The organism is Sphingobium sp. TomTYG73 (assembly GCF_055394245.1).
This window is the reverse complement of sequence record NZ_AP027340.1, coordinates 1-26,983: the sequence shown is the minus strand read 5'-3', so window position 1 is coordinate 26,983 and position 26,983 is coordinate 1. Positions and strand designations below refer to the sequence as shown.

Sequence of the window (26,983 nt, the reverse complement as noted above, 5' to 3'; positions counted from 1 at the left end):
GTGGCCAAGGACCGCTTCCTTGCGTCAACCCAATGTCACCGCTACGCCTTCATCAACGACTGTAGAATGGAGAGGAAAAGATGAGCGATTTCAGCTTTGAAGCCACCAGCCGCTTTCTGGAAACGGACAAGGGGCGGCTCCATTATCATGAAGCCGGATCAGGCCCCGCGCTGCTGTTGCTTCACGGCTCAGGCCCCGGTGTTACTGGCTGGGCGAATTTTCAGGGTAACCTGCCCTTCTTCTCCCAGCATTTCCGCACCATCATCCTGGACGCGCCCGGTTATGGGAAAAGCGATCCCGTTGATGGCGATCCGGTGGGCGTGGCGCGCGACGCTGTTGTCGCCCTGATGGACGGCCTTGGCATCGACGGCGCCCATGTGGTCGGCAACAGCTATGGCGGGATCGTGGGCGGGCATCTGGCGGCGTCCCATCCTGACCGCGTGCTGCGCTACATCACGATTGGCGGGATCGGTTTCAACATTACCTCCACCTTCCCCAATGAAGGGCTGACCCGCCTCGTCGATTTTATCGAAGACCCGACGCGAGAGAACATCATCGCGTGGCTCGAATCCATGGTCTACGACAAATCGATCATCACCGACGAACTGATCGACATGCGTTACAAGGCGGCGCTGGAGCCGGTGACGATGGAAAGCAGCCGCAAAATGTACACGCGCGCCGCGCTCGGTTTCATCGCCCAGTCGATGAGCGGGGCGGGCGTATCTCAGCGTATCGATTATCTGGGCAGGATTCAGGCGCCCACGCTGATCATGTGGGGCCGCGATGACAAGGTCAGCCCGCTCGACGGCGCGCTGTTGCCCATGCGCATCATCCCCAATGCGGAGTTGCATGTATTTCCGCGCTGCGGCCATTGGACGATGATCGAACACAAGGACCGGTTTGAAGCGCTGGCTCTGGATTTCTTGCGGGGGTGAGAAAGTTACCTTTTCCCCGTTCGGGCTGAGCTTGTCGAAGCCCTTCACTTCTTTTGAAGAAGTGGAGCCCTTCGACAAGCTCAGGGCGAACGGAGGCGGACTTGGCCTAGTCACCGCCGCACCACCACCGAATGCCAATCCGTGCGCTCTTCCCATCCCCGCCGTTCCAGCTCCGGCACATCCTCCTCGCTCACCGGTCGGCCAAGGCACAGCAGCCCCAGACACTCCCAGCCCTCCGGAATATCCAGCATCGCGTCCACGCCAGCAGGCTCCATGATCGACACCCACCCCATGCCGATCCGCCGCGTCTGCGCCGCTAGCCACAGCGTATGGACCGCCATCACGCAGCTATAGCGTCGCGCCTCGGGCATGGTGACAGCGCCCAGATGATGGCCGGTCTCCGTCCCATCGTCGCAATAGACGGCGAACAGCACCGGCGCCTCACGCAGCCCATGAAGTTTCAGGCTGCGATAGAGCCGGTCCTGATCCCCGTCATATTCCTTACCCGCTTCCCTGACTTGGCGGTCGACATGGCACGCCAGCCCCTCGCGCAACTCCGCCGTCTCGATCCGCACGAAACGCCAAGGCTGAGACAGGCCGACGGACGGCGCGCGATGCGCCATGCTCAACAGCCATTCGACATCCGCTTCGTCGATCGGGTCGGTCCTGAAATGGCGAATGTCCCGCCGCGCCCGCACCAGCGCCTCGAACTGCGCGCTGTCGATCGGGGTAATAGCGGGTCCGCTCATCAAAATTCGATCCCTGCCTGCGCCTTCACGCCGCTGCGGAAGGGGTGTTTGATTAGCGTCATTTCCGTCACAAGGTTCGCCGCCTCGACCAGAGCCTCGGGCGCGTTGCGGCCAGTGATGATGACATGCTTCATCTCGTCCCTGCTCGCCACGGCCTCAAGCACCTCATCAACGGGCAGATAGTCGTAGCGCAGGACGATATTAAGCTCATCTGCCAGCACCATATCATAGGCGGGATCGGTGATCATCCGCTTTACCTCGTCCCAGGCTTCACGGGCGAGGGCGATGTCGCGGGTCTTGTCCTGCGTGTTCCAGGTAAAGCCTTCGCCCATCGGCTTGAATGTGACATTGTCCGGAAACGCATCGAACACGACTTTTTCTCCGGTGGTCATCGCGCCCTTCACGAACTGGACCACGCCGACCTTCTTGCCATGACCGATGGCGCGCACGACCATGCCCAGCGCAGCGGTCGTCTTGCCCTTGCCCTTGCCGGTGTGGACGATCAGCAGGCCTTTTTCCTGCGTCTTGGTCGCCATGATCTTGTCATGGGCGGCCTGTTTTTTCTTCATCTTTTCGGCATGTTGTTCGGGCGTGCGTTCGATCATGATGGGTCCTTCAGTTGGGCGAGGAGCATGGCGGCGCTGTTGGACCGCGGCCGCCACAGCCCCCGGTCCAGCGCTTCGTGGAGGCGCGCGGCGGTCTCGCGCAGGGCGGCGGGATTGACGTCGGCCATGAAGGCCCGCACCGCCTCATCCTCGATGAAGGCGGCGTGGACGGCGTCGAAATGATGGTCCTTCACCCCGTCTGTCGTGGCGGCGAAGGCAAAGAGATAATCGACCGAGGCAGCGATCTCGAACGCGCCTTTATAGCCATGCCGCATCATGCCCGCGATCCATTTGGGGTTGGTGACGCGCGCCCGGACGACGCGGCCGATTTCGTCCTCCAGCGTCCGGACGACCGGCCGCTCGGGCCTGCTAAGGTCATTATGATAGCTGAGCGGCTTGCGCCCTGACAGATGCTCGACCGCCGCCGCGATGCCGCCCTCAAACTGATAATAATCATCGCTGTCGAGCAGGTCATGCTCGCGATTATCCTGATTCTGGATCAGCGCGTCGGCTTCGGTCAGCCGCTGGGCGAACAGGTCGCGTTCGGTATCGCCCTCGACCCCGCCGCCATAGGCATAGCCGCCCCAATCCAGATAGATCTTCGCCAAGTCCGCCCGGTCATGCCACAACCGCTCGTCGATCATCGCCTGCAATCCCGCGCCATAAGCGCTGGGCTTCGATCCAAAAACGCGAGCCCCCGCGCGGCGCAGCGCCGCCTTCTCAGGCGTCCCCTCGGCAATCAGCGCCGCCGCCTGCGCCCGGTGACGAGCCGCAGCCGGATTGTCCTCATCGGGCTCATCCAGCGCCATCACGGCGCGCGCGGCGCTATCGATCAGGTCGATCTGTTCCGGGAAGGCGTCGCGGAAGAAGCCCGACACGCGTAGCGTCACATCCACGCGCGGCCGGTTCAGTTCGGCGATCGTCATCACCTCAAAGCCCACGACCCGCCCCGAAGCCCACTCCCATCGCGGCCGCACGCCCATCAAAGCCAGCGCCTGCGCGATGTCGTCGCCGCCCGTCCGCATGTTCGCCGTGCCCCAGGCTGACAGAGCGATGGCGCGCGGATAATCGCCCTCCCGCTGAAGATAATCCTGCACAATGAGGTCGGCGGATCGCTGGCCCAAATTCCATGCGGCCACAGTCGGCACCGCGCGCGTATCGACCGAATAGAAGTTCCGCCCGGTCGGCAGCACATCGGGCCGCCCCCGCGTCGGCGCGCCGGACGGGCCGGGCAGCACGAACTTGCCGTCGAGTGCGCTGAGCAGCCCCGCTTTCTCCGCCTCGCCGCAAGCATCCACGCGCGGCGCAAGCTGGTTCCTAACCGCATCCAGAACCGCCGCGCTGCGCTGCCCCGGCGCAGCTTCGCCCCTGTCGAGCAACTGCATGGCATAGAGCTCCAGCAGCTCCACCGTATCGCCGGTGCTGCGCCATGCATCCTGCGCCACGCCTGCCAGCACGTCCGGGCGCGGCCCATCCCAAGGCTTGCCCATGCCGCAGTCGAGCGGATCGAAACCCAAATCCAGATCGTCCGCCAGAGCCCGCAGCAGCGATTGCTGATCCTCCTCCAAACCTCTCGGGCAGCGAACAAGGGAGATCAGCAGGTCCCGCCGCAACGTCCCTTCAGGCGATCGGGTAAAGACATGCAGCCCGTCACGAATCTGCATTTCCTTCAGTTCGCAGAGATAGTTGTCGATAGCCGCTAAGGCATCGTCCCCGCTGCCTTCCGCGCCCGCATCCTTGTCCAGTCCCTGGCTTGCCGCCAATGCCAATATGTCCCGGCGCAACGTTTCCAGCCTGCGCGGGTCCATCCCCGCCGCCAGATAATATTCGTCGACCAGCGCCTCCAGTTCCTTGAGCGGCCCATAGGTCTCCGCGCGGGTCAGGGGTGGCGTCAGATGGTCGATGATGCATGCGCCGATGCGGCGTTTCGCCTGCGTCCCTTCGCCCGGATCGTTGACGATGAACGGATAGATTTGCGGGATCGGCCCGGCGCAGATTTCCGGAAAGCAATTCTCGGACAGCGCGGTCGCCTTGCCCGGGAGCCATTCCAGATTGCCATGCTTGCCGACATGCACGACCGCGTGGGCGGCAAATGTGCGCGCCAGCCAGATGTGGAAGGCGAGATAGGCGTGCGGCGGCGGCAGCGACGGGTCATGATAGCTGCTCTTCGGATCGACATCATAGCCGCGCGACGGCTGGACCGCGACCGCGACCTGACCGAAGCGATGGACCCGAAGGGAGAATGCCTCACCCCGGCAGAAGGGATCGTCCTCCGGCTCGCCCCATCGCTCGGCAACGGCTGTACGAACGTTTTCGGGAAAGTCATCAAATGCCGCCCGATAGTCGGTGAGTGCGAGCGAGCAGGGCGCGTCACCTCCGGTCATATGCCGCATCAGTGCCGCGCCATCGGTTGGCGCGTCGCCAGTCCGGTAGCCAGCCTCCGCCAGCGCGCGCAGGATCGCCGCCGCGCTTTCCGGCGTGTCGAGGCCCACGCCATTGCCGATCCGTCCATCCCGGTTCGGATAATTGGCAAGGACCAGCGCCACATGGCGGCCTTCAACCGGCGTCAGTCCCAATCTGGCCCAGTTTGCAGCCAGTTGGGAAACAAAGTGCACACGATCAGCCAGAAGCTGCGGCACCACGATGCTGCATTCCGTCCGCGTATCGAAGCGGGCGGCGGCCTTGAAAGCGACCGCGCGGGTGAAGATGCGCCCATCCACTTCGGGCAAGGCAATATGCATCGCCAAATCGCGCGGACCCAGCCCCCGAGCGCTGTCCTGCCACGCCGCCTGTTCGGCGCTGGCGAACAGGGTCTGGAGAACCGGGCAATCGGCCCGCTCCAATATGGATGGCGTGCGCGGTTCGCCCGGCGCCGATGCGGCAAAGGCGGTGGCGTTCAGAATGACGTCCGGCCGAGCCGCCCCGATCACCCCTTCCAGAAAGTCGCGCGCAAAGGGTTCCCGCAAAGCCCGAACATGGACCGGCAGGACATTAAGTCCCTCAGCCCGCAATCCCGCAATCATCGCGTCCACCGCCTCCAGCGTCCCGGCGATCAACAAGGCGCGGTAGAAAAGAAACAACGCCGTCGGCTGGCCGGATATCCAACCGGCCTTCACCTGTTCCAGCGTCGGGCGTTCGGCACCGGGAAGATACAATCCCGCGTCGGCGAGCGGAACCGGCGCGTCGGGCGCGCCCGCGTCCAACCCTGCAATCCGCGCGGCGGTCCTTAGAAAAGCCGTGGCATTGGCGACGCCACCCTGCCGCAGATAATCGCGCAGCCGGTCGCATATTTCCGGGGGCAGGGTAGACGCCATCCGCAGTTCGGGATCATCCTCCCGCCCGTCGGCGATGGCGGCGAAGGCAATGCCCCTGTCGCGCGCGACATTGGCGATTTCCTCAATGCCATAGGGCCAATAGCTCTTGCCCCCCAACAGCACCACGCACACGAATTTCGCGTGGGAAATCACCTTCTCGACATACAGGTCGACCGAATAGGGATGCTTGAGCTGAAGGAGATTGGCCAGCCGGATGGACGGCGCGCTTTCCCCCAGCATGGCGGCGGCGCTGGCAAAACAGGCAAGATCGCTGTCCGCCACGGTCAGCAGCACGATGTCGCCCGGCGATTGGCCAAGGTCGATCGCTTCGTCTCCATTGGAGACGGTGCCCGGCGTGGCGGTCAGCAAATGCATCAGGCGGCCGCCACCTGCCGGATGAATGCCCGTTCGATCGCCGTCCGGTCCAGCCCCGCCTGGCCGATCACCACCAACCGCGAAGCGCGCGTCTCCTGCGCCTGCCAATGTCGGTCATAATGATGCTGGATGCGTGGCCCGACCGCCTGAATGACGAGCCGCGCCGGACGGCCCGCAATGGCCACGAAGCCCTTCACCCGCAATATGTCGTGATCGGCTATGACCTGCTTCAGAGCATCCAGCAGCGGCGCAGGATTGCCCAATTCTCCCAACTCCATGACGAAGCTGTCGAAATCCTCATGGTCATGATCCTCCTCCTCGTCATGGTGGGAGGGGCGGGCGTCAACCTGGTCCTCGACCCCGGCATCAAGGCCGAGCAGGACCGCCGGGTCGATCTCCCCCCGCGCGGTGCGGACGATACGCACGCCCGGCCGGATTTCCGCCGCCAGATCCCGCTCCAGTTCCGCAAGCCTGCCGCCCTCGACCAAGTCGGTCTTGTTCAGCAGCACAAGGTCGGCACAGGCCAGCTGGTCCTCGAAAAGCTCCTCGATCGGGCTGTCATGGTCGAGCGTCGGGTCCGCCGCCCGTGCCGCAGCCAGCGCTTCCTCGTCATGGGCAAAGCGCCCCGCAGCCAGAGCATCGGCATCGATGAGTGCAATCACCCCATCCACCGTCGCCCGTGTCCGGATATTCGGCCACTGAAACGCCTTCACCAGCGGCTTTGGTAGGGCAAGGCCCGAAGTCTCGATAATGATATGATCGGGCGGCACATCTCGGTCGAGCAGTCGCTGCATCGTGGGCAGGAAATCGTCCGCCACGGTGCAGCAGATGCAACCGTTGGCCAGCTCGATAATATCCTCATCCGTGCAAGCCTCATCGCCGCACCCCTTGACCAGCGATCCATCGACGCCGACATCGCCAAATTCGTTGATGATGAGGGCAAGCCGCCGCCCACCCGCATTTTCGATCAGGTGGCGGATCAGCGTCGTCTTACCGGCGCCCAGAAATCCCGTGATGACGGTGGCGGGAACCTTGCTCATAAAGTCTGTCCTTGATTGGAGAGGAGCACCTCGATTTCGTCGAAGCGCTTCCAGCGGTAGATGATCCAGCTCACCAGCCAGCAGGCGGCGAACAGGCCGATGATGAAGAAGCCGAGGCTGTTGAAGTGCTCGCCCAGATTGGCGGCCACCGACCAGACGCCGCCCGTCAGGCCCAGCTTGTCGCCCAGCAGCGCCGCCGCCTCGATCCCGCCGATGACGATTGCGACCAGCGCGGACACCGATGTGATGGTGATGTTGTAGTAGAGCTTGCGGATCGGCTTCACGAACGCCCATTGATAGGCGCCCATCATCAGCGCGCCGTCCGCCGTGTCGATCAGCGCCATGCCCCCCGCGAACAGCAAGGGGAATATGAGCACGGTCGCGATCGAAAGCCCGCTCGCCGCCTGACCCGCGGACAGGCCGAGGATCGCGACTTCGGTCGCCGTGTCGAACCCTAGCCCGAACAGAAAACCCAGCGGCGCCATGTGCCAGCTGCGCGTGACCAGACGGAACAGCGGCCGGAACAGGCGGGCCAACATGCCCCGATTGCCCAGCAATATGTCCATATCTTCATCGACATAGGCGCCACCACTGCGGACGTGGTTGAAGGTCTTTAGAACCGACCGCAGGATGATGAGGTTCATCGCGGCAATGGCAAAGAGGAAGGTGGCGGAGATGATCGTCGCGATCATCCCGCCAATCTCGCCCGCCGCCTCAACGCGGCTAAGCGCGCTGGCGGCGAAGGCGATGAGGACCGCCGCGATCAGCACGATTGCGCTATGGCCGATCGCGAACCACAGGCCGACGGTCAGCGGCCGCTGACCTTCCTGCATCAGCTTGCGCGTCACATTGTCGATCGCGGCGATATGGTCGGCATCGACTGCATGGCGCAGCCCCAGGCTCCAGGCGAGCAGGGCGGTGCCCAGCATCATCGTGTCGCCCGCAAAGATCAGCGAGGCGCATAGCCATAACGCGATGTTGGCGGCGATCAGCCCCGCGAAGATGAAAGTGGCACGGCGACGAAGCGCCGGAAATTGCATGGCCATAAAAGCATGGCTCCCGTCAGCGTCAGCGAGACTGGACGGGACCTCCGCTAAGCGGCCGACATTCCGCGCCGGACGGACGCATCTTTGCGCCCGGCACGCATGCCGGTGCGGCCCCGCCGCACGCGTCGCTCAGACGGAATACCGTGCCCCGGCCATCCCCTGGGCCAAAGCAAGAGCGACCAGACGCCGACAGGTCTCCTGGCTTGCGGGTCATCGCTCGACACATGGCCTTCCCAGGCCTCGCATGATTTAGCGTCCGGCCCAGTGGCTGACCCTCCGACAAGTGACGGAAGGTCGATATGCGTCTCGCTCACCGCTTACAGTTGCAGGGACAGCCGCGGATTTGGGCGCCTTGTCAGCAGCCCGCACCGCATTCCCTTTAAAGCCCTTCCGGGCACCGGCGCGATCGAGGCCGTGCATAGATGGCTTGCCCGCCAAAGGGAAGCGGCAGTTGCATGGCCGCGTCCATTTGCTTGCCGGAGGCACATTGCCCGCCTAGACCGGCCCTATGTCTTCGCCCTTCTCCTTCACCCGCATCACCCCCGATGGCGACGCATCGTCCGTGACGCGCGAGTTGGCGGAGGAAGTGCCCGTCGCGATCGAGTTCAACGGCGTTGGCTATGCCGTGTTGATGGCGACGCCCGCCGACGTTGCGGAACTGGTGCAGGGGTTCGCGCTGGCCGAGCGGCTGGTCATCCCATCCGACGCGCCGATCGACGTCGATGTCCATGCTACGGAGCAGGGCCTTGTCGCGCGGGCCACGCTGCCGGAAGACCGCGTCGAGGGGCTGCTCGGCCGGGTCCGTCATCGCGTCTCCGATTCCTCCTGTGGTCTGTGCGGCGTGGAAAATCTGGAGCAGGCGATGCGGCCCTTGCCTGCCGTGACCGCCCGATCGGAAGCGAGCCGGGAAGCTATCTTCGGCGCCCTGCGCGATCTTGCCGCACATCAGCCGCTCAACCGGCAAACCGGCGCGGTCCATGCCGCTGCCTTGGCGGGACCGGATGGCGCGATCCGCCTCGCCTATGAGGATGTGGGCCGCCACAATGCCTTCGACAAGCTGATCGGGGCCATGCGGAGGCGGCAGCTATCCTGGGATGGCGGCTTCGCGCTGCTGTCCTCCCGCTGTTCCTTTGAGCTGGTGGAAAAGGCAGCGCTCGCCAATTGCCCGCTGCTCGTCACCATATCCGCCCCGACCCGTCTGGCAGCCGAGCGTGCGACCAGCGCCGGATTGCCGATCGTCGTGCTTGCCCGGCCCGATGCCATACTCTCGGGGGGGGGCCTGCCCGACTGACAAAGCGCCGCTCCATCTACCGCTTGCGGACGCGCCGCGGGCTCTTTATCAGCAGCCCCGCGACAGGTTCCCCTCGGGGATCAAAAGGGAAGTCGGGTGTAATGCCCGCGCTGCCCCTGCAACTGTAAGCGGTGAGTGGACCGGCCACGCAGCCATTGGGGGAGCTTTTCTCCCGAGAAGGCGGTCGGTTCGCAGCGACCCGTGAGCCAGGAGACCTGCCTGCCGCAGTCGTTCTTCGACCGGACAGGGTGTGCCGGACGAACGGGGTTCCCCTCGCGGACGACAGCCACCGCCTTGCTCGCCATCCGGCCGGGCAGGGCCGTTTGCGGTTCGATTTTGCGGGGAGGACCATGATGACGGTCTTTCATGTTCACATGGTTATGAAAGTGCGCCGCTGATGCTGCGCGCGGTCGAAAACGGGGCGTCGGTGGTGGTCTGCTCGACCTGCCGCCTGTCCGCTGATCAGCGGGAAGATGGAGCAGGACGGCGCGGCGGCGCGTTGCTGGTTGAAGCGATGCGCGATCTTCAGGCGGCCGAGCCTGCTTATGATGCGGTTGCCGTGCAGGACATGCCCTGCCTCTTCGCCTGTCAGCGTCATTGCACCGTCCATGTGCGTGGCCCCGGCAAGGTCGGCTACGTGCTGGGCGACTTCAACCCGGATGCCGACGCCGCCCGCGCCATCCTCGACTATGCCCTGCGCCACGCGGCCAGCGAAGAAGGCGTCGTGCGCTACGCCGAATGGCCGCAGGGAGTGAAGGGCCATTTCATCGTCCGCACCCCGCCCGAAGGCTTTGTTTGCACATGATCGGCTTTCAGGATCGCGGTGGCTTCCAATCCGCGCTCGCCAACCTCCCTCAGCCTGATGCGGCGGCGATCGAAGCGGCAGCGGCGCGGCAGGCATCTTTGACGAAGCCCGCCGGATCGCTCGGCCGCCTGGAGGAGGTCGCCCTCTTCATGGCAGGCTGGCAAGGTCGCGAACGTCCACGCACCGACCGCATCCGCGCCGCCGTCTTCGCGGGCAATCATGGCGTCGCCGCGCGCGGTGTCAGCGCCTTCCCGCCCTCCGTCACCGCGCAGATGGTCGCGAACTTCCAAGCAGGTGGCGCGGCGATCAACGCGCTTGCGGGCGCCTGCGGAGCCGAGCTGGTCATTGTCCCGCTCGCCCTCGACAATCCCACCGCCGACATATGCGAAGCCTCCGCGATGACGGAAGCGGAGTGCCTCGACGCCCTGAACGCGGGCGCCGCCGCCGTCGTGCAAGATTGCGACCTGTTCTTCGCAGGTGAAATGGGCATCGCCAACACCACTTCTGCCGCCGCACTGTGCCTTGAATCCTTTGATGGCGAGGCGCAGGACTGGACGGGGAGGGGCACCGGCATCGACGCAGCCGCCCTCACTCGCAAGACGCAGGCCGTCCAGATCGCGCATACGCTGCACGGTCCCCATTGCACCGACGCCTTCGAAACCCTCCGCCGTCTCGGCGGGCGAGAGATCGCGGCGATGGCAGGCGCCGTCCTTGCCGCGCGCATGATGCGTGTGCCGGTGCTGCTCGACGGCTTTATCTGCGGCGCGGCCATCGCCCCTCTGGCGCGAGACAATCCCGCCATCACGGCCCACTGCCTCGCCGCCCACTGCTCCGCCGAAGCAGGCCATGCCCGGCTGCTCGAAGAGCTCGGCCTGCACCCCTTGCTTCACCTCGACATGCGCCTCGGCGAAGGCAGCGGCGCAGCGGTCGCGGCGCAACTCATCCGCTCGGCCCTCGCCGCGCACGACCAGATGGCAACCTTCGCCGAAGCCGCCGTGGCTAACGCGCTATGAGCCCGCTCACGCTCCATCTGATGCGCCACGCAGCGCCACAAACGCCCGGCCTCCTGCTCGGTCACATGGATATGCCCCCCGACCCGGCCGCCATGCAGCTATGCATCGAACGATCCCGCGCGCTTGCGTTCGACCGCCTGATCAGCTCCGACCTTGCACGCGCCCACGCTCCGGCCGCCCTGATCGCAACCAACAGGCAAGTGCCGCACGACGTCGACGCGCGCTGGCGGGAGCTGCACTTCGGCGCGTGGGAAGGCACCGATCCCGCAACTCTCCCTGCTGAGGAAATTGGTCGTTTCTGGTCATCCCCGGACGACCATCCTCCGCCGGGAGGGGAAAGCTGGTCCGGCCTTTGCCTGCGCGTAAAGGCGGCACTTGGCGAAATCGACCGGTCCTCGCTGGTCCTCACCCATGCCGGTGCGATACGGGGGGCGCTGACTACGCTGTATGGCTTCACGTACCAGCAGGCCTGGGCAATCGACCTTCCCTATGGCGCCTTGCTCAGCCTGCGTATCTGGACGGGAGACAATCCAAACGCGCAGATCACCGGCCTCGTGACATGATCCGCCTCGTCCTCGCGCTGCAACTCATGACCCGCCTGCCGCTCCCGCAAGTGCGCGCGGAGGCAAAGGACTTTGCCGCTGCGATCCGCTGGTTTCCCGCGACCGGCATCATCGTCGGCCTTGCCGTCGCCGCCGCCATAACGATCGGCCTCCTCGTCGAACCCTGGATGGCCGCCTTGCTCGGCCTGATCGCCTGGGTCGCCATCACCGGGGCGCTTCATCTCGACGGTCTTGGCGACATCGCTGACGGGGTAGGGGCAGCCCATGGCGACCCGGCAAAGCTGTCCGCCGTTCTTGCCGACCCGCATATCGGGAGCTTCGGCGTCGTCACCATCGTCCTGCAACTGCTGGCGAAGCTCGTCCTGCTGCGCCTCTGCGCGGAGCATGTCGCGCCGATCGCCCTCATCGCCGTGCCCTTCGTCGCGCGGATCGGCCCCCTGGCATGGACCCTCTGGCTCCCGCCGCTCCATGAGGGCTTGGCCAGCCGCTTCCGTGAAAGCATCAGCCCGGCGCACCTGCTCGGCTGGACAATGCTGGCCCTAGCTTTCTGCCTGATCATTCCCGCCCTCCTGTCCGCCGCTATCCTCGTCCCGCTTTGGGGATGGTGGCTGCGCAGCCGGATCGGCGGCATTTCGGGCGATGGTCATGGCGCCGGGATCGAACTCATCGAAAGCGGCCTGCTCGCCGCACTGGTGCTGGCACGATGAGTGACATCTTTCGTTGGCATGGCGGTCGTCTGGCGGCGGCGCGTCAGCATTATGAGACGCGCCTTCCCTGGATTGATCTTTCCACCGGCATAAATCCGCTCGTCTGGCCCGGTACCGCCACGATCAACCCGGACTGGCAATCCCTCCCCGATCCCGCAGCGCTTGCCGATCTCGAACAGGCCGCCGCCACATATTTCGGCGTCTCCCCCGATCACATCTGCGCACTGCCGGGCACCGAAACCGGCCTGCGCCTGCTTGGCCACCTGATCGATACGCCCGCCTGCCATATCCTGCCGTCTTACCGCACCCATGCGCAGGTTTTCCCGAATTCGCGCCCGTTGCAGCGACCCGAAGACGCGCCACCGGGCACCGCGCTCCTGCTCGCCAATCCTAACAATCCCGATGGCCGCCTCTATACGCAGGCGCAAATGCAGCAGCTTCTGGTCCAACAGGAAAGAGGGGGCGGCTGGCTGATCATCGATGAAGCCTTCGCCGACTGCCTGCCCGGTGCCAGCATGGCGGCCGAAGTTGGGGATCACCGCCGCCTGCTCATCTTCCGTTCCTTTGGCAAATTCTTCGGGCTTGCTGGCGTCCGCCTCGGCTTCCTCCTCGGCCCGGCCTCCATCATTGCCGCCTGCCGCAGGCTGCTGGGAGACTGGCCCCTTTCCGCAGCCGCGATCGACTTTGGCCGCGCCGCCTGTCGAGACCAGCGCTGGATTGACGAGACGATCGCGACCCTCCCCGCCCGCGCCGCCAGCCTCGATGCGCTACTTATCCGCCACGGGTTCATCCCGCGCGGCGATTGCCCGCTATTCCGCCTGATCGACACGCCGAACGCCGCCGCCCTGTTCGACCGCCTCGCGCGCCACGCCATTCTCACCCGCCCTTTCGAAGATTACCCTCATTGGCTCCGCTTCGGTCTGCCCGCCGATGATGCCGCCATGTCCCGGCTGGACGAAGCGCTTGGTTGAGCTGGCCGCGCTGATCCTTGACGCGGCGCTAGGCTGGCCAGCCCGGTTGCACGCCCGTATCGGCCACCCGGTCGGAGCCTTCGCCGGGATCATCACCGCTTGCGAGCGCGGTTTGAACCGGCGCCACTTCGGCAAAGCGCGTCGCCGTTTCGGCGGTATCGTCACGCTGCTACTCCTCCTCGCGACCACCATCGCAGCAGGGTGGGCCACAGAATTCATCATCCGCCACTTGCTCGGCTCCTGGGCCTGGGCAGGGCTTGCGCTTGCCGCTTGGCCAGCACTTGCGCAGCGCAGTCTGTACGACCATGTCCTGCCCGTCGTTCAGGCTCTAGAAGCAGGCAATCTCTTCGCTGCCCGCCGCGCGGTCAGCCAGATCGTCGGACGCGATACCGCCACTCTTGATGAAGCAGGCGTCGCACGAGCCGCCATAGAGAGCCTTGCCGAAAGCTTTTGCGATGGCGTCGTCGCGCCGCTCTTCTGGCTGCTCGTGGGCGGACTGCCCGGAATCTGGGCCTATAAGGCGGCCAACACCGCCGACAGCCTGATCGGCCATCGCGAGGAGCCGTTCGCGGCCTTTGGCTGGGCCGCCGCTCGCTTCGATGACTTGCTGAACCTGATCCCCGCGCGCTTGTCCGGCTTCCTGATCTGCGTCGCGGGCATGGGCGGCTGGCGCATCCTCTGGCGCGATCATGGCCGTCACGCATCGCCCAATGGAGGCTGGCCGGAAGCGGCGATGGCAGGCGCACTGGCCATCCGCCTTGCCGGGCCGGTCGCCTATGAAGGCCAATATCATGCCAAGCCATGGATCGGCGGGGAAGGGGGCGAAGCCACGCCCGCTTTCGCCCGCGCCGCGTTGGCGCTCTACGTCCGGGCCTGCGCGCTCCTTTGGCTCGCAACGGCGCTGATCGGATGGATCGGGCGATGACCGCTTTCCAGAAGCTGCTTGTGCTCGGCGGCGCCCGTTCGGGCAAGAGCCGCCATGCCGAAGCGCAGTGCGAAGCCCTGCCCGGCGTCATGACCTACATCGCGACGGCCGAGGCGTATGATGCTGAGATGCACGAACGGATCGCCACGCATCGCGCCCGCCGCAACGCGCGCTGGCGAACGATCGAAGCCCCAATCGATCTGCCCGCCGCGATCCGGAATGCCCACGCGCGTACGCCATCTGGCCCGATCCTTGTCGATTGCCTTACCCTGTGGCTGTCCAACCTGCTGCTGGCTGGCGAAGACATCGCCCGGTGGAGCGAAGAACTGATCGCCGCCATCACCGGCTGCACCGTTCCCATTGTGCTGGTCGCCAATGAGGTCGGCCTCTCCATCGTCCCGGAAAACGCACTTGCCCGCCGTTTCCGAGACGAAGCGGGCCTGCTTAGTCAGCATGTGGCGGCCGCTTGCGACAGGGTGGTATTTGTCGCTGCTGGCCTGCCCCTGACACTCAAGCAAGGCGGATGAAGAAGAGCGCGGCTGCAAGCGATTTTGAAAATCGCTGATGCCCGCAGCCCTACTTGTCGTAGAGGTTGAATAAATTCGTTGCGCGAATCGACTATGTGATAAATTGCTCTGACCGGCTTGCCTGCGATGTATTGGATCAATATGGCACGCTTAATAGTGCGTGGAGGGATTTTATAGGAGCCAGCGATCATGGCAGGGGCAATATGCTCCGAACCCGTGCGAAATTGGAAGATCGCTAGGGTTTCTTGATAGGATCGCGGTTTCTGGACAGGGGATAAGTCAGTGAACGCTTTCAATGCAGATTATCTGTTCGTCTTCATATTGGCGGCTTTTCTTGGTTTTCAGCTGATCAAGAAGGTATCGCCGCTTTTGCATTCGCCGTTGATGTCGCTGACCAATGCGATTGCGGCGGTGGTGATTGTGGGGGCGATCACGATTACAGGTGAGGCAGGGGCGACGCCTCTGGCGAAGACGCTGGGCTTCATCGCGGTGTTCTGCGCGACGGTGAACCTTGTGAGCGGGTTCATGATCACCGATCGCATGCTCAAGATGTTCAAGCCGCGGGGGAAGTAAGAGATGAACGCTTTCGTACCCTTCGCGGCGATTGTCGCGTCCGCTTTGTTCATCCTGTCGCTGATGTGGATGAGCCATCCCTCGACCGCCCGTCGCGGCGTGCGCGCGGGCGAGATCGGCATGGTCATCGCCATCATCGGCGCGCTGGTTCAGCATGAGGTCGTTGATTACAACCTGATCATCATCGCGATGATCGCGGGCGCGGCGGCGGGCATTCCGATGGCGCTGCTGATGCCGATGACGGCGATCCCGCAGCGAACCGCCATCTCCCACGCCTTTGGCGCGCTCGCCGTCGGCCTGATCGGCGCCGCGGAATATTACAAGCATGCCCATGCGGAATATGCGGGCGGCTTCATCCTGTGGGCGCTGATGTTCGAGATGCTGCTGGGTTTCCTGACCTGCACCGCGTCGATCATCGCCTTTGCCAAGTTGCAGGAACTGATGGGCAGCCGTCCGGTGTCCTTCCCGGGCCAGCGCATCGTCAATGGCGCGGTGGCGCTGGCGACGGTGGCGATCGGGGTGACGCTGGCGCTTGACCCGACGCAGACCTGGCTGTTCCCGCTGTTCGCGGGCCTGGCGCTGCTGTTCGGCATATTGCTGGTGATCCCGATCGGCGGCGCGGACATGCCGACGGTCATCGCGCTTCTGAACAGCTATGCGGGTCTTGCAGCTAGCGCGATGGGCTTTGCGCTGGGCAACAAGCTGCTGATCGTGGCGGGCGCGCTCGATGGCGCATCGGGCTTCATCCTGGCGCTGGTGATGTGCAAGGCGATGAACCGCAGCTTTGCCAATGTCATGTTCGGCGGCTTTGGCAAGGTGGTCGCGGGCGTTGCGGGCGGCAAGGACGACCGTGTCGTGCGCTCCGCCTCGGCCGAAGAAGCGGCAATGCAGCTGGAAAACGCGAGCAGCGTTGTCATCATTCCCGGCTATGGCATGGCGGTCGCGCAGGCGCAGCACAAGGTCAGCGAGCTGTACCAGGCGCTCACCAAGAAGGGCGTGGACGTCAAGTTCGCGATCCACCCGGTGGCGGGCCGCATGCCCGGTCACATGAACGTGCTGCTGGCCGAAGCCAATGTGCCCTATGAGCAGCTGGTCGATCTGGATGACATCAACCCCGAACTGCCGCAGGCGGACGTTGCGGTGATCATCGGCGCGAACGACACCGTGAACCCGTCGGCGCGCGACGATCCGCAGAGCGCGATCGCGGGCATGCCGATCATCGAAGCGGACCGCGCCAAGTCGGTGTTCGTGATCAAACGCTCGATGAACGCGGGCTTCGCCGGGATCGACAATCCGATCTACTATAACAGCAACACCCAGATGCTGTTCGGCGACGCCAAGGACATGGTCGGCTCCATCGCCAAGGAACTGGCGGGCGGCGGCTCGGGCCTCCACTGATCGGCCCGCATAGCGCCAAGATACAGAAGCCCGCTGCCCCCAAGCAGCGGGCTTTTTTCATGGGGGTTCGCCCGCAGCCTGTGGGAGAAGTATTGCGCCAGGCGGCGGCTCATTCGAGCGGTGCGTCGCCTATGTTGATCATGCCAATCACTGCAAAAATGCAGACCTAATTTGCGAATATGAGATGTTGATTGCACAATCGCGCCCGCGCATGGACAGCACAGCTCCATGGCGATTGGCGCGACTGCTGTGCTCTTTGGAATATCGGCCCTGGGAAACACAGCCAGATCATACGCCTGGTCATTATCGGAGACGCTCCGCGAGTGCAGGGAAAAGACATGACTGACCAGTTGATCCTCTCGGTCGAAAATGGCGTGGGCCGCATCCGGCTGAACCGTCCCAAGGCTATCCACGCGCTGACCCCGGAGATGTGCGAGGCAATCAATCAGGCGCTGCTGGATTGGCGCGACGATCCGGCGGTGCTCATGGTCATGATCGACCATGCCGAAGGGCGCGGATTCTGTGCCGGAGGTGACATCGCGCTTATCGCCAATAGCGCAAAGACGGACTGCGCAGCAGCGGAGCATTTCTTCCGCGTCGAATATCGAATGAACCATCTGCTGTTCGTCTACGACAAACCTATTGTGGCCTTCATCGATGGGATTGTGATGGGCGGCGGCGTCGGTCTCTCACTGCCTTGCCGATATCGGGTCGCGACGGAGCGTACGACCTTTGCCATGCCTGAAACAGGAATTGGCCTTTTCCCCGATGTGGGTGGAGGCTGGTTTCTGCCTCGGCTGCCGGGGCGGATCGGCACATGGCTTGCCGCGACTGGAGCACGTCTGGATGGCGCGGATTGCGTCGCGATCGGGATTGCGACCCATTATGTCGGCTCTGACAGGCTGGATGCGCTCAAGGCTGAAATCCTTGCACATCCCTCTCAAGTTTCGACCATCCTTGATCAGGTAAATGAGCCCGCTCCGGAATCCCGGTTGATGGCGCAGCGGGACAGGATCGATCGCCTTTTCGCGAGCGATGCCCTGGAGGATATCCTTGCTGCCCTCCAGGCGGACGGGTCGGAATGGGCGGACAAGCAGTTGGCGGTGCTCGCAACCAAATCGCCGCAAGCGGTCAAGGTCGCCCTGCGTCAACTGGTGGAAGGCGCTGGCTTCACCGACTTTGCGGACAATATGCGGAACGAATATCGCCTGGCCTGCCACATCATTCGCCGTCCCGATTTCGTCGAGGGTGTGCGCGCGGTGATCTTTGACAAGGACAATGCTCCGAAATGGTCCCCGGCGACGCCCGAGGAGGTCGATGGCACCTTGATAGATAGTCTCTTCGCGCCTCTGCCGCAGGACAAGGAATGGACCCCTCTGCCTCAAACGGAAATCTCTCATGACCTTTGAAACCATTATCGTCGAACAGCATGACGCCGTCACACTAATCACGCTCAACCGGCCGCAAGCGCTCAATGCACTCAATAGCCAGGTGCTCAAGGATCTGAGCGCTGCATTCGCCGCCTATGACGCCGATCCGGCACAACGGTGCGCGGTGCTGACCGGAAGCGGTGAGAAGGCCTTTGCGGCAGGCGCCGACATCAAGGAGATGGTCGAGAAGCAGGCGGCGGACTTCTTCCTGGAGGATTTCTTTTATGGCTGGCAAACTGGCGTGGTGGCAACGCGCAAGCCGTGGATCGCAGCTGTGCAGGGCTTTGCGCTGGGCGGCGGTTGCGAATTGGCGATGATGGCGGACTTCATCATCGCAGGCGAGACGGCGAAGTTTGGCCAGCCCGAAATCAAGTTGGGCGTAGCCCCTGGCATGGGCGGTTCCCAGCGCCTGACCCGCGCCGTGGGCAAGGCGAAGGCGATGGAAATGTGCCTGACCGGCCGCATGATGGATGCCGCCGAAGCGGAGCGTTCCGGATTGGTAAGTCGCATCGTGCCTGCCGCGCAGCTGTTGGAAGAGGCGCTCAAAACCGCCGCCGCCATCGCCTCGATGCCGCCAATGGCAGCAATGGTGAACAAGGAGATGGTGAACATCGCCTTTGAAACGGGGCTGGTTCAAGGCATCCTGACCGAGCGGCGCCTTTTCCAGATCCTCACCGCTACCGAGGACAGGGCAGAAGGCATGAGCGCTTTTGTGGAGAAGCGCGCGGGGGCGTGGCGCGGTCGCTGATCAGGCGATCAGTCGCTGGCTTGTTTGTTGGAGAATTTCCTGGCTCGTGCCAGCCGCAACTTGGTGCGACAGGCACGAGCTTCTGGACAGAAGTGCTTTAGAAGCGCGCGGACAGGGAAACGCCCCACGTCCGGCCCGTGATCGGGTTCGCGAACTCGACCAATGAACCCGGACTCTCGCCCGACGTAATGCCATCGTAAGTGGTGTTGTCGGTGACGTTCTTCACGAAGCCCGAAATTTCCAACTTCGTGCCATCGCTGACCGGCAGTTCGTAACGGATGCCTACATCCATTCGGGCAACAGGCGGGATCGATCCTCGCGGATCGTTCAACGCGTCCGTTTCATATCGTGAAGTATAGTATAGAGCAGCGTTCAGGCCGAATTTCCCGGTTCCGGCGTCGATTGTATAGTCGGAAACGAGGCCAGCGGTCCATTTGGGCGTGCGGCGTAGGCGGAGTACCGACAGGTCAGCGTCCCCCTGCCCTAGGTTGCCCCTGAACTCTGAATATTTGGCGTGCAGATAGCCGCCTGTCGCCAGGATCGTCCAGTTCCGAGTGGGCACGAGGGTCAACTCTGCCTCTACCCCCGTATATTTCGCCTTCGCGACATTTAAGGTGCTGGACAAGAGACGCGATCCATCAACCTGGAGAACATTCTCTTGCTTGTTGTCGAGAATATTATGGAATGCCGCGATGTTGAAGCGGACACGATGATCGAAGAGCTCACTTTTGAAACCGATTTCAAATGCGTCCATCACTTCGGGATCATAGGGCTGAACAGCTGTTACAATATTGCCAGTGCGGCCGCTGAAACCTCCCGTATTGTAACCTCGGCTGTAGCTCGCATAGGCTAGTATGTCGGGATTGAACTTATACTGGACGTTGACCTTTGGCGTGAACTTCTGAAAGCTCACCCCAGCAGAGACGTCGCCCACCAGCGGTCCCAGAACGCTCATGTCCCGCACCGTTCCTGGCACGGCCGAATAGAGGATATAATGCGTTTTCTTGCGGTCCCAGGTCTGTCGTCCACCGACAGTCAGGCGAAGTTGGTCCGTCAGGTCGTAATCGGCCTGAAAGAATAGCGCGGTCGACCGGTTATGTTGGTTGGTGACATAGGCATCCACCGAATTGAGGTAGGCAAAGCCTGGCGGCAGCCAATCGGGCAATCCCGTGGCGATGGGAGGCAAGGCGGCAAGGTCCACGGAAAGGTTGGTTTTCTGAGTATATTCATAGTTCATGTAGAAGAAGCCGCCGACGAGATTGAAGGGGCCATTGAAAGACGTTTCGAACCTTAGTTCCTCGGAAAACTGATGCGCCTTCAAATTGCTCTCATTGCGCGCCAGGGCGAAGCGCGTGGAGTCATAGTCTCCGAGCGTATATTCCTTGAACTCGCGCAGGCCGGTAAGGCTGACGAGCCGAACTTCATCTGTTGCCTGATATGAAATTTCGCCGGTCAGGGCATTAAGCCGCAGGGAACCGGGGAATGGTCGCGATTCAACAACATTCTTGTCTTTGGTGAGAGGCGTGCAGATGGACGCCGTATAGGGATTGAGGCAAGGCGAGTTGGCGCCGCCGAAATAACCCGGCACCTTGTAGGTGATCAGATTTGGCGTCAGCAACTGGGAGTAGGGCGGCAAGTCGCTGTCATTTTCCACCCGATCCAGCGCGAGATACAGGTTGAGCTTGTCCGTTGGCGTAGCGACGAATGCCAATCCAAACGTGCGGACGTCCCGGTCTCCATTGCGCCCGCCTGTAACGATATTTCTGAACTGGCCGTTATTCTTTCGTACCGTGATCGAGCCCTTGACCGCCAACAGGTCATTGACGATCGGCGCCATTATGACGCCTTCATAATCATTTTCGCCAAAGCTGCCGATGGTGAAGCGAACCTTGCCGGTCGCGTCGGCTGCCGGGTCGGGCCGCGAACGTATGACGTTGATGGTGCCACCCGTCGTGTTCTTGCCATTCAAGACACCCTGCGGGCCGCGAAGCACTTCGATCCGCTCAATATCATAGGCGTCCATGAGCGATCCGCGCTGGAAGGCGATCGGGATGCCGTCAACTGTAAAGCCGATGCTGGATTCAAGGCTGGGCAGCACGTCCTGAATGGACATGCCGCGCAAGCTAAGCTGGGGAACGTCCACGGACGCGCCGGATCGGTTGATCGTCAACCCCGGCACCAGTCCGCGCAGTCCGGTCAGGTTATCCAGACGCGCATGCTCCAATGTTTCGCTATTGAAAGCGGAAACAGCAACAGGCACCGATTGCAGTGGCTCGGCACGTTTTTGCGCCGTGACGATAATATCTTGCAGCATTCCCGCGCCTGAAGGCTCGTCCTCCGACTGCGGGATTTGCGCATGGGCCATGGCCGGAAACAGCGGCGCAGAGGCCAATAGTGCCCACTTCCTGACAGACATATTCAATTCCCCTCCAATGCATTTTCCGACATATTCTTCAGGCCTCATTCGAGCCTTTCGGAAATGCTCTCCCAATGCGCGATTTGATGATAGTAGCATACGGTTAGATAGCGAACTGATATGTTCCAACGGCGTCTGGGAAGAGTATATCGGGGGAAACACAGCGATCGGTTGGAAAACGGCCCGCTGCGCCCTTCAATCAGTGGAGTGACCATCGTGCCATCGGATCTGACAACCGCGCAAACAGCTGTTTTCCGGAACCTTGTCGTGCCAATGCGCGATGGTGTTGATCTGGCCGCCGACCTATACCTGCCGATGGCGTCGGGACAGGTGGAGCCGGATGTCGGTTATCCCGTGGTTGTTATCCGCACGCCTTATAACAAGCTGTTTGTGCAGGGTTCGTTTGGAACGCCCGCTTATCTGACCCGGCGAGGCTACGCTGTTCTGGTTCAGGATGTGCGCGGTACGAACGGGTCGGGCGGCGTGTTCGACCCGATGATGAATGAGGGGTGGGGTGAACGGCAGGACGGCATCGATACTGTCCGCTGGATCAAGCAGCAAGGTTGGTGCAACGGGAAGGTCGGCACCACTGGCCAGTCCTATATGGGTGGGACGCAGCTGCTGCACCTCCAGGCCGAAGATAATGAGATCGACGCCGCCTTCGTTCAGGTTCCGGCCGTCAACCAGTTCAACAATGGCTGGGTCTACAAGGGGGGCGTGATGGATAGCACGGCCTTGTGCTGGACCATGGGCATGGCGTTCACCGCTGCGGCACGGATGGGCGAAGAGGTGACCGCAGCGATCAAGGCCGACGCTCGGGCGGTTGGCTTGCCCAGCGGCTTTGCGGCTCCGCAAATGTTAATGGCATCCCCAGACCTGGCTTTCGAGATCGCGCGCGGGCACGCGCTGAAAGACGTCCCGATTAACCGGCATATGCCATTCTGGAATGCTTGGCTCGACAACAGGGATAATCCGGAATTCTTCGCCCCGAATGACGCAGCCTCGCGGTTTGACCGGGTGAAAGTGCCGGTTCTGCATTTCACCGGGTGGTATGATCTGTTCAACCGTAATTCGCTGGATGCGTTCGTCAACATTTCTCGCCATGGCGCCACTGAAGCGGCGCGTCAGGGGCAGCGGCTGATCATAGGGCCATGGGGTCACGTCGCGAACGGGATGCTCTGTCATTTCCCCAATGCGCTGGTCGATGACGTCGCCATGATGGGGGCGTGGATGGACCGCCACCTTCTGGGGGGCTCGGGGGAAGGGGACGACCATCGGGTTATGCTGTACGTGATGGGTGAAAATCGTTGGCGGGCCGAGCAGGATTGGCCGCTCCCCGATGCTCGGCCGACGCTGTTCTACTTGCACAGCGATGGTAACGCGAACGGCGCAGAGGGCGGCGGGCTGCTGTCTCAGGCTGCTCCGGGCGCGGATGAACCCGCTGACCATTATGTCAGCGATCCTGCTAATCCCGTGCCTTCGCTGGGCGGGCATTCGTTGCACGGCGGGCCTGCGGATCAACGGCCGAATGACCATCGGCCGGATATTCTTGTCTATACGACGGCGACGCTGGAAGAGGATATGGAGGTGACGGGCGCAATCCGGGTCATCCTCCATGCGCAATCGTCGGCAACGGACTGCGACTGGTTCGTGAAGCTGATCGACCTGTTTCCGGACGGCCGTTCCTACAATCTGGCGAGCGGCATGGTGCGGGCGCGCTATCGTAAATCGCGCAAGGCTCCGGAAGGGCTGATGCCGGATGCGGTAGAAAGATATGAGATCGAGCTGGCGCCAACCAGCAACCTGTTCAAAAAGGGGCACCGCGTTCGCATCGTCATTTCGAGCAGCGATTATCCGAACAGCGAGGTGAACCCCCAGGATTTCATCGACCTTTCCACCGCTGCTCCAAAAGATTATCGGATCGCGCGCCAGACGATCCATCACGATGCCGCACGGCCATCGGCGATCGAGTTGCCTGTGGTGCCTGCCGATCGGCCAAGGCAATGGATAGACACGCCTTTCCCCTCGGGCGAGACCGGACGATTTTACACCCGGCCCATTCCGGTTGAGGAGGCGCCGCCTATAGAGATGCCATTGTCCCTGCTGCCCTATGGCTGACCGGGGATCATCCCGCAGCTAGGCGGGCTTCCCAGATCATCGGGTATTATCTCGTGGTCAGCGTCGGCAGCTCAGGCAACGAGGCCGATATCCGCACCCGACAGAGCTTGCAGGCCGGCGATGGCCCGCTGTTCCAGCGTGACCGCGTTTTGCTGACGCGCGATGGTCAGCGCCTGTTCCAGGCAACGCCGCGCCTCGCTCTTGTCCGGCCCCCAGCGTGCGTGCAACCGTCCGGTTAAGCGCCAATATTCCGCTTCCCATATCCGCTCGTCATGCTGGGCCATGAACGTCGCGGACAAACCGGTATGGTGCAGGCCTTTTTCGTAATGGCCCATTTCGTCGCAGATATCAGCGGCGAGCAGGTGCAGGCAGGATGTGAGATAATGCTCAGAAAAGGCCTTCGTATGGGCCAGGAGCTGATCCAGATGTGACGGATCACGCGTCGAATGGAACGACGCCCAGGACAGGCAAGCTCGCCCGAAAGGCTGCCAGAACCGGCAAAGCTGCTGCGAGCATAGCTCTTGAAGCCGGTCATTATAGGTGTGGATACGGCCGTAATCCCTTTCGCAAACCGCGTGGAAGAGCAGCCACACCAGCACCAGTGACAAAGTTGCCGGGTGGCCAAGGGTTTCCGCCATGGCCAAGGCGCGCTCAGCCTCTCGCCTGCCCTGTTCAGGATTGCCGGTGTGCCAATGTACCCAGGAAAGATAGGCCGTGGAGGCCGCACCGGGATCATAGCCGAAGCTGCGGCCGTGTTGCGCGGGATCATAGACAGCGACCACGCGCTCGAAGTGCGTTCGGGCTGCGGCAAAGTCTCCCCGGAATGCCGCGCCAGCGCCCAGCAGGCGCCCTCCTTCCGCCTCCAGGCGGGCATTTGGTCCCAGTGAATGAATGAACTGGTCGAACTCAATCGCCAACAGGTCGGCATGCTTCCAGCGCCCACGGCCCGCCGCCACGGTCCAAAGCCCATGCAGGCTGGCCGCCAGCGCTTCAGGCCGTCCGACCTCCTCCGCCAGCAGGTGCGCGCGCTCGTAAATTTGCTTCAAGTCCGGGGCATAATAGCCTTCCGCTTCCCGAACAGTTGCCCCCAACTCCAACAAGGCATCAAGTTCGCGTTCGCTTCGTCCGATACCTGGTGAAATCGAAGCAAGGGTTTCAATCGCCGCGTGATAGTTCGCGCTTGCTTCAGCGAGGGCATATCTTTGTGCCGCTTTGCGGCCAGCATCCAGCCAGAAGGATACCGCCTCGTCGAAACGCGCCGCATGGCGCATATGTCCAGCGATTACTTCGGGGTGATCGGCTGCTATTTCCGGGAAATAGTCAACCAGGATGTCGGCAGTTCGAGAATGCAGGTCCTGACGGTCTGCGTCCATCATCGACGTATAGGCCGCGTCGCGGAGCAACGCGTGCCGAAAGGCATATCGACCTTTGCCGTTGGAGCGACCGCGCGTCAGAATGCCGGCGGCCAGCAGCTGGTCGATCGCAGCGGCCACCCGCTGATCTTCATCGCCGACCAGAGCCCTCAATATCTCGCCAGGGAAGTCCCGCCCTATTATGGAAGCCACCTGCGCAACCCGGCGTGCAAAGCCCATGCAGCCGAGCTGAGATGCCAGCAAGTCGTTCAGGCTATCGGGCACTGTCGACAGATCGCCCTTCCCAACATTCTGGGCGAGCAGGAGCTTAGTCAGTTCCTCCAGATAAAGCGGCACCCCGTCGGCTTTGTCGATAATCGTATCCCGGGCCGGGATTGGCAACGCCGCATCCCCCGCAATGCCGTCAATCATCCGGCTACAATCCTGGCGGGATAATCGGGTGAGACGAAGAACAGTAACCGGTTGTCCCGGTCCAAACAGCGCCGCGCACCCTGACCTGCCCGTCATTAGCAGGTAGAGCCGTAAATCCTGGCATGCCGACGCGGCAAATCCAATCAGCTCCAGCGTCGTGGGGTCCGCCCAATGTATGTCTTCGACAAGGAGGATAACTGGTCTGCGGCTACATAAGGCAGAAAGGATGGCGATCAGAAGCTGAAGTGTCTTTTCCTTCTTTTCGCTCGCCGATGGGAGGATGCCCTCCATATTTTCTTCCACATCCGCCTGAGCGAGCAATGTTTGAAGAAGCGCCCTGTTGATCGGCCCGTCCAAACCGACTCTCTTAAGAAATTGACCCAGTACGGCGTTTGATGGATCGTTTCCCGCCATCAACCGGCGGAGGATTTGGATAACGGGATAAAGTGCGCTGTTGCTGTGGTGCGCAGAGCATTGCAGGCGGATTTGATAGCCCCTTGGCCGCAGCCGTTTGATCAATGCTTCGGACAAACAGGATTTGCCGATACCCGCTTCACCTTCGACGATGACGGATTGCCCCTCTCCGGTGGAAGCCAGGAGCCAACGGTTGCGTAGCAGATCCAATTCAGCACCCCGGCCGATGATGTCGGCCGACGGAGCATCTTGCTTCGCGAGAAAACATGTTGTCGATCTGGGGCTCAGCAGTCGCCAAAGAAGAATCTGGTGCCCATCCTCGCCTTCTATTGCTCCAGCCGGAATGGTTTCAAATGCGGTGCGTGAATGTTGGCGGGTCTCTTCCGAAACGAGAATTGCGTTAGATGGCGTGTGATCGATTATCTGTAGGGCGATGGTGGGTACGTTACCCAATATCAGCGGCTGTTCCAGGCAGGGTCGTGAGAGAACATTGCCTGTATCAATGGCTACACGGACCTCACAATTATCTCGATGTTCGCGCCGTGCGTAGGCAACGATTTCCGTTGCCGCTGTCATCGCCCGTCCCGAAGCATCTTCCAGCGAGGTGGGCCAGCCGAAATAGACGGTGAGCCGGGCCGTTGCGCCGTTCTCCATGACACCGCCCAATTGCGTCATGGTCGAGGAAAAATATGCGTGGAAGCGGTCGAATTCTTCAAGGAACTCGGCCGTCAGTTGGGAAATGTCTCTTAACCGGAAAGAGCAGGATAATACCGTTACCCTGCGCAGTTCCATATGCGAAGGTAAATCCGGGGTCGCAGCCTTTGCAGGAGCGTCATCGTCTCGCTCAAGAATTTCCGATTGTTCCGTCTTGCGTTGGAAGCTTGGGACATATCCTCCTTTGGGAATGACAATCAGAATGGTGTCGGATTGGCCATGGTTGATCTGATAGCTTGTCAGCAGGCGGCGCAGGCGTCCTGCCTCCACCCGGACAGTCGCGCTGGTGCCGGGATCAAAATCCTGAGGCTTGTCGAAAACGCCAAGCGCAATACTATATTCCTTCAGGAGCGATCCTCGCCCCGCGAACATCTCCTCGCAGAGATAGCGTAAAAATCGCTGCATACGGGGACTGCGTTCAAAGACGGGGCTCATCAGCACTTTGTTTAAATGCGCCTGCATCTCCTGTTCGCCAGGAGGGGGAACGCTGCGCGCGTCAATGGATGATCGCCTCATCGTCAC

21 protein-coding genes and 2 riboswitches are annotated in these 26,983 nt (G+C 62.4%); of the genes, 14 read left to right on the top strand and 7 right to left on the bottom strand.

From position 1 onward, the window contains the following. Nucleotides 1-80 precede the first annotated feature (80 nt). Nucleotides 81-935, top strand: coding sequence for an alpha/beta fold hydrolase (locus ACZ5TH_RS13060; protein WP_464795452.1), 855 nt, complete (start codon nucleotides 81-83; stop codon nucleotides 933-935). Between the two features lie 110 nt (nucleotides 936-1,045). Here ACZ5TH_RS13060 and bluB read toward each other — a convergent pair whose 3' ends face one another. Genes bluB through ACZ5TH_RS13035 form a run of 5 tightly spaced genes read right to left on the bottom strand, consistent with a single transcriptional unit; the run spans nucleotide 1,046 to nucleotide 8,064 of the window. Beyond that, nucleotides 1,046-1,684: a 5,6-dimethylbenzimidazole synthase gene (bluB, locus tag ACZ5TH_RS13055; protein WP_464795451.1), complete on the bottom strand. Its 639-nt coding sequence runs from the start codon at nucleotides 1,682-1,684 to the stop codon at nucleotides 1,046-1,048. Beyond that, a complete protein-coding gene (gene cobO / locus ACZ5TH_RS13050; protein ID WP_464795450.1) occupies nucleotides 1,684-2,289 on the bottom strand; it encodes a cob(I)yrinic acid a,c-diamide adenosyltransferase in 606 nt (201 codons plus the stop codon). The genes bluB and cobO overlap by 1 nt, the downstream gene beginning before the upstream one ends. Continuing rightward, complete coding sequence (cobN, locus tag ACZ5TH_RS13045) at nucleotides 2,286-5,978, bottom strand: cobaltochelatase subunit CobN (RefSeq protein WP_464795449.1); 3,693 nt, start codon at nucleotides 5,976-5,978, stop codon at nucleotides 2,286-2,288. The genes cobO and cobN overlap by 4 nt, the downstream gene beginning before the upstream one ends. Beyond that, nucleotides 5,978-7,018, bottom strand: coding sequence for a cobalamin biosynthesis protein CobW (gene cobW, locus ACZ5TH_RS13040; protein ID WP_464795448.1), 1,041 nt, complete (start codon nucleotides 7,016-7,018; stop codon nucleotides 5,978-5,980). Before cobW ends, cobN begins: the two co-directional genes overlap by 1 nt. Further along, the gene (locus tag ACZ5TH_RS13035) at nucleotides 7,015-8,064 is read right to left on the bottom strand and encodes a HoxN/HupN/NixA family nickel/cobalt transporter (RefSeq protein ID WP_464795447.1); all 1,050 of its coding nucleotides are present in this window, start codon (nucleotides 8,062-8,064) and stop codon (nucleotides 7,015-7,017) included. The genes cobW and ACZ5TH_RS13035 overlap by 4 nt, the downstream gene beginning before the upstream one ends. A gap of 171 nt (nucleotides 8,065-8,235) precedes the next feature. Next, nucleotides 8,236-8,481: riboswitch (cobalamin riboswitch) on the bottom strand. Nucleotides 8,482-8,572: 91 nt separating this feature from the next. On the opposite strand from ACZ5TH_RS13035, the gene fdhD reads away from it, so the two are divergent. The 12 genes from fdhD to ACZ5TH_RS12975 all read left to right on the top strand — a co-directional run bounded on the left by fdhD (nucleotide 8,573) and on the right by ACZ5TH_RS12975 (nucleotide 19,015). After that, a complete protein-coding gene (gene fdhD / locus ACZ5TH_RS13030) occupies nucleotides 8,573-9,355 on the top strand; it encodes a formate dehydrogenase accessory sulfurtransferase FdhD (RefSeq protein ID WP_464795446.1) in 783 nt (260 codons plus the stop codon). A gap of 47 nt (nucleotides 9,356-9,402) precedes the next feature. Then, a riboswitch (cobalamin riboswitch) is annotated at nucleotides 9,403-9,592 on the top strand. A 160-nt stretch (nucleotides 9,593-9,752) separates the two neighbouring features. Continuing rightward, nucleotides 9,753-10,160: a DUF1636 domain-containing protein gene (locus ACZ5TH_RS13025; RefSeq protein ID WP_464795445.1), complete on the top strand. Its 408-nt coding sequence runs from the start codon at nucleotides 9,753-9,755 to the stop codon at nucleotides 10,158-10,160. After that, the gene (gene cobT, locus ACZ5TH_RS13020; protein ID WP_464795444.1) at nucleotides 10,157-11,173 is read left to right on the top strand and encodes a nicotinate-nucleotide--dimethylbenzimidazole phosphoribosyltransferase; all 1,017 of its coding nucleotides are present in this window, start codon (nucleotides 10,157-10,159) and stop codon (nucleotides 11,171-11,173) included. Before ACZ5TH_RS13025 ends, cobT begins: the two co-directional genes overlap by 4 nt. Further along, a complete protein-coding gene (locus ACZ5TH_RS13015; RefSeq protein ID WP_464795443.1) occupies nucleotides 11,170-11,736 on the top strand; it encodes a histidine phosphatase family protein in 567 nt (188 codons plus the stop codon). Before cobT ends, ACZ5TH_RS13015 begins: the two co-directional genes overlap by 4 nt. Further along, nucleotides 11,733-12,443, top strand: coding sequence for an adenosylcobinamide-GDP ribazoletransferase (locus ACZ5TH_RS13010; RefSeq protein ID WP_464795442.1), 711 nt, complete (start codon nucleotides 11,733-11,735; stop codon nucleotides 12,441-12,443). Before ACZ5TH_RS13015 ends, ACZ5TH_RS13010 begins: the two co-directional genes overlap by 4 nt. After that, on the top strand, nucleotides 12,440-13,414 hold the full coding sequence (locus ACZ5TH_RS13005) for a threonine-phosphate decarboxylase (RefSeq protein WP_464795441.1): 975 nt from the start codon (nucleotides 12,440-12,442) through the stop codon (nucleotides 13,412-13,414). The genes ACZ5TH_RS13010 and ACZ5TH_RS13005 overlap by 4 nt, the downstream gene beginning before the upstream one ends. Continuing rightward, nucleotides 13,374-14,339 carry an adenosylcobinamide-phosphate synthase CbiB gene (gene cbiB, locus ACZ5TH_RS13000; RefSeq protein WP_464795440.1) on the top strand — a complete coding sequence of 322 codons (966 nt, stop codon included), beginning with the start codon at nucleotides 13,374-13,376 and terminating at the stop codon, nucleotides 14,337-14,339. The genes ACZ5TH_RS13005 and cbiB overlap by 41 nt, the downstream gene beginning before the upstream one ends. Continuing rightward, entirely contained in the window at nucleotides 14,336-14,866 is a 531-nt protein-coding gene (cobU, locus tag ACZ5TH_RS12995) for a bifunctional adenosylcobinamide kinase/adenosylcobinamide-phosphate guanylyltransferase (RefSeq protein WP_464795439.1), read from the top strand. Before cbiB ends, cobU begins: the two co-directional genes overlap by 4 nt. Nucleotides 14,867-15,148: 282 nt before the next feature. Further along, nucleotides 15,149-15,439 (top strand): NAD(P) transhydrogenase subunit alpha part 2, encoded by a 291-nt coding sequence (locus ACZ5TH_RS12990; RefSeq protein WP_196227069.1) that lies wholly within the window; start codon nucleotides 15,149-15,151, stop codon nucleotides 15,437-15,439. A 3-nt stretch (nucleotides 15,440-15,442) separates the two neighbouring features. After that, nucleotides 15,443-16,837: an NAD(P)(+) transhydrogenase (Re/Si-specific) subunit beta gene (locus ACZ5TH_RS12985; protein WP_464795438.1), complete on the top strand. Its 1,395-nt coding sequence runs from the start codon at nucleotides 15,443-15,445 to the stop codon at nucleotides 16,835-16,837. A 338-nt stretch (nucleotides 16,838-17,175) separates the two neighbouring features. Next, nucleotides 17,176-18,246, top strand: coding sequence for an enoyl-CoA hydratase/isomerase family protein (locus ACZ5TH_RS12980; protein WP_464795437.1), 1,071 nt, complete (start codon nucleotides 17,176-17,178; stop codon nucleotides 18,244-18,246). Then, nucleotides 18,236-19,015 carry an enoyl-CoA hydratase-related protein gene (locus ACZ5TH_RS12975; RefSeq protein ID WP_464795436.1) on the top strand — a complete coding sequence of 260 codons (780 nt, stop codon included), beginning with the start codon at nucleotides 18,236-18,238 and terminating at the stop codon, nucleotides 19,013-19,015. The genes ACZ5TH_RS12980 and ACZ5TH_RS12975 overlap by 11 nt, the downstream gene beginning before the upstream one ends. Before the next feature lie 97 nt (nucleotides 19,016-19,112). Here the strand turns inward: ACZ5TH_RS12975 and ACZ5TH_RS12970 are convergent, their stop codons facing one another. After that, entirely contained in the window at nucleotides 19,113-21,431 is a 2,319-nt protein-coding gene (locus tag ACZ5TH_RS12970; protein WP_464795435.1) for a TonB-dependent receptor, read from the bottom strand. Nucleotides 21,432-21,638: 207 nt separating this feature from the next. On the opposite strand from ACZ5TH_RS12970, the gene ACZ5TH_RS12965 reads away from it, so the two are divergent. Next, a complete protein-coding gene (locus ACZ5TH_RS12965) occupies nucleotides 21,639-23,549 on the top strand; it encodes a CocE/NonD family hydrolase (protein ID WP_464795434.1) in 1,911 nt (636 codons plus the stop codon). A 71-nt stretch (nucleotides 23,550-23,620) separates the two neighbouring features. Here ACZ5TH_RS12965 and ACZ5TH_RS12960 read toward each other — a convergent pair whose 3' ends face one another. Beyond that, on the bottom strand, nucleotides 23,621-26,866 hold the full coding sequence (locus ACZ5TH_RS12960; protein ID WP_464795433.1) for an ATP-binding protein: 3,246 nt from the start codon (nucleotides 26,864-26,866) through the stop codon (nucleotides 23,621-23,623). Nucleotides 26,867-26,983 lie beyond the last annotated feature (117 nt).

Bases quoted from the DNA above. Each gene is read 5' to 3' on its own strand.
- ACZ5TH_RS13060 (WP_464795452.1), top strand. From the start codon at position 81: ATGAGCGATTTCAGCTTTGAAGCCACCAGCCGCTTTCTGGAAACGGAC.
- bluB (WP_464795451.1), bottom strand. From the start codon at position 1,684: ATGAGCGGACCCGCTATTACCCCGATCGACAGCGCGCAGTTCGAGGCG.
- cobO (WP_464795450.1), bottom strand. From the start codon at position 2,289: ATGATCGAACGCACGCCCGAACAACATGCCGAAAAGATGAAGAAAAAA.
- cobN (WP_464795449.1), bottom strand. From the start codon at position 5,978: ATGCATTTGCTGACCGCCACGCCGGGCACCGTCTCCAATGGAGACGAA.
- cobW (WP_464795448.1), bottom strand. From the start codon at position 7,018: ATGAGCAAGGTTCCCGCCACCGTCATCACGGGATTTCTGGGCGCCGGT.
- ACZ5TH_RS13035 (WP_464795447.1), bottom strand. From the start codon at position 8,064: ATGGCCATGCAATTTCCGGCGCTTCGTCGCCGTGCCACTTTCATCTTC.
- fdhD (WP_464795446.1), top strand. From the start codon at position 8,573: ATGTCTTCGCCCTTCTCCTTCACCCGCATCACCCCCGATGGCGACGCA.
- ACZ5TH_RS13025 (WP_464795445.1), top strand. From the start codon at position 9,753: ATGCTGCGCGCGGTCGAAAACGGGGCGTCGGTGGTGGTCTGCTCGACC.
- cobT (WP_464795444.1), top strand. From the start codon at position 10,157: ATGATCGGCTTTCAGGATCGCGGTGGCTTCCAATCCGCGCTCGCCAAC.
- ACZ5TH_RS13015 (WP_464795443.1), top strand. From the start codon at position 11,170: ATGAGCCCGCTCACGCTCCATCTGATGCGCCACGCAGCGCCACAAACG.
- ACZ5TH_RS13010 (WP_464795442.1), top strand. From the start codon at position 11,733: ATGATCCGCCTCGTCCTCGCGCTGCAACTCATGACCCGCCTGCCGCTC.
- ACZ5TH_RS13005 (WP_464795441.1), top strand. From the start codon at position 12,440: ATGAGTGACATCTTTCGTTGGCATGGCGGTCGTCTGGCGGCGGCGCGT.
- cbiB (WP_464795440.1), top strand. From the start codon at position 13,374: ATGATGCCGCCATGTCCCGGCTGGACGAAGCGCTTGGTTGAGCTGGCC.
- cobU (WP_464795439.1), top strand. From the start codon at position 14,336: ATGACCGCTTTCCAGAAGCTGCTTGTGCTCGGCGGCGCCCGTTCGGGC.
- ACZ5TH_RS12985 (WP_464795438.1), top strand. From the start codon at position 15,443: ATGAACGCTTTCGTACCCTTCGCGGCGATTGTCGCGTCCGCTTTGTTC.
- ACZ5TH_RS12980 (WP_464795437.1), top strand. From the start codon at position 17,176: ATGACTGACCAGTTGATCCTCTCGGTCGAAAATGGCGTGGGCCGCATC.
- ACZ5TH_RS12975 (WP_464795436.1), top strand. From the start codon at position 18,236: ATGACCTTTGAAACCATTATCGTCGAACAGCATGACGCCGTCACACTA.
- ACZ5TH_RS12970 (WP_464795435.1), bottom strand. From the start codon at position 21,431: ATGTCTGTCAGGAAGTGGGCACTATTGGCCTCTGCGCCGCTGTTTCCG.
- ACZ5TH_RS12960 (WP_464795433.1), bottom strand. From the start codon at position 26,866: ATGCAGCGATTTTTACGCTATCTCTGCGAGGAGATGTTCGCGGGGCGA.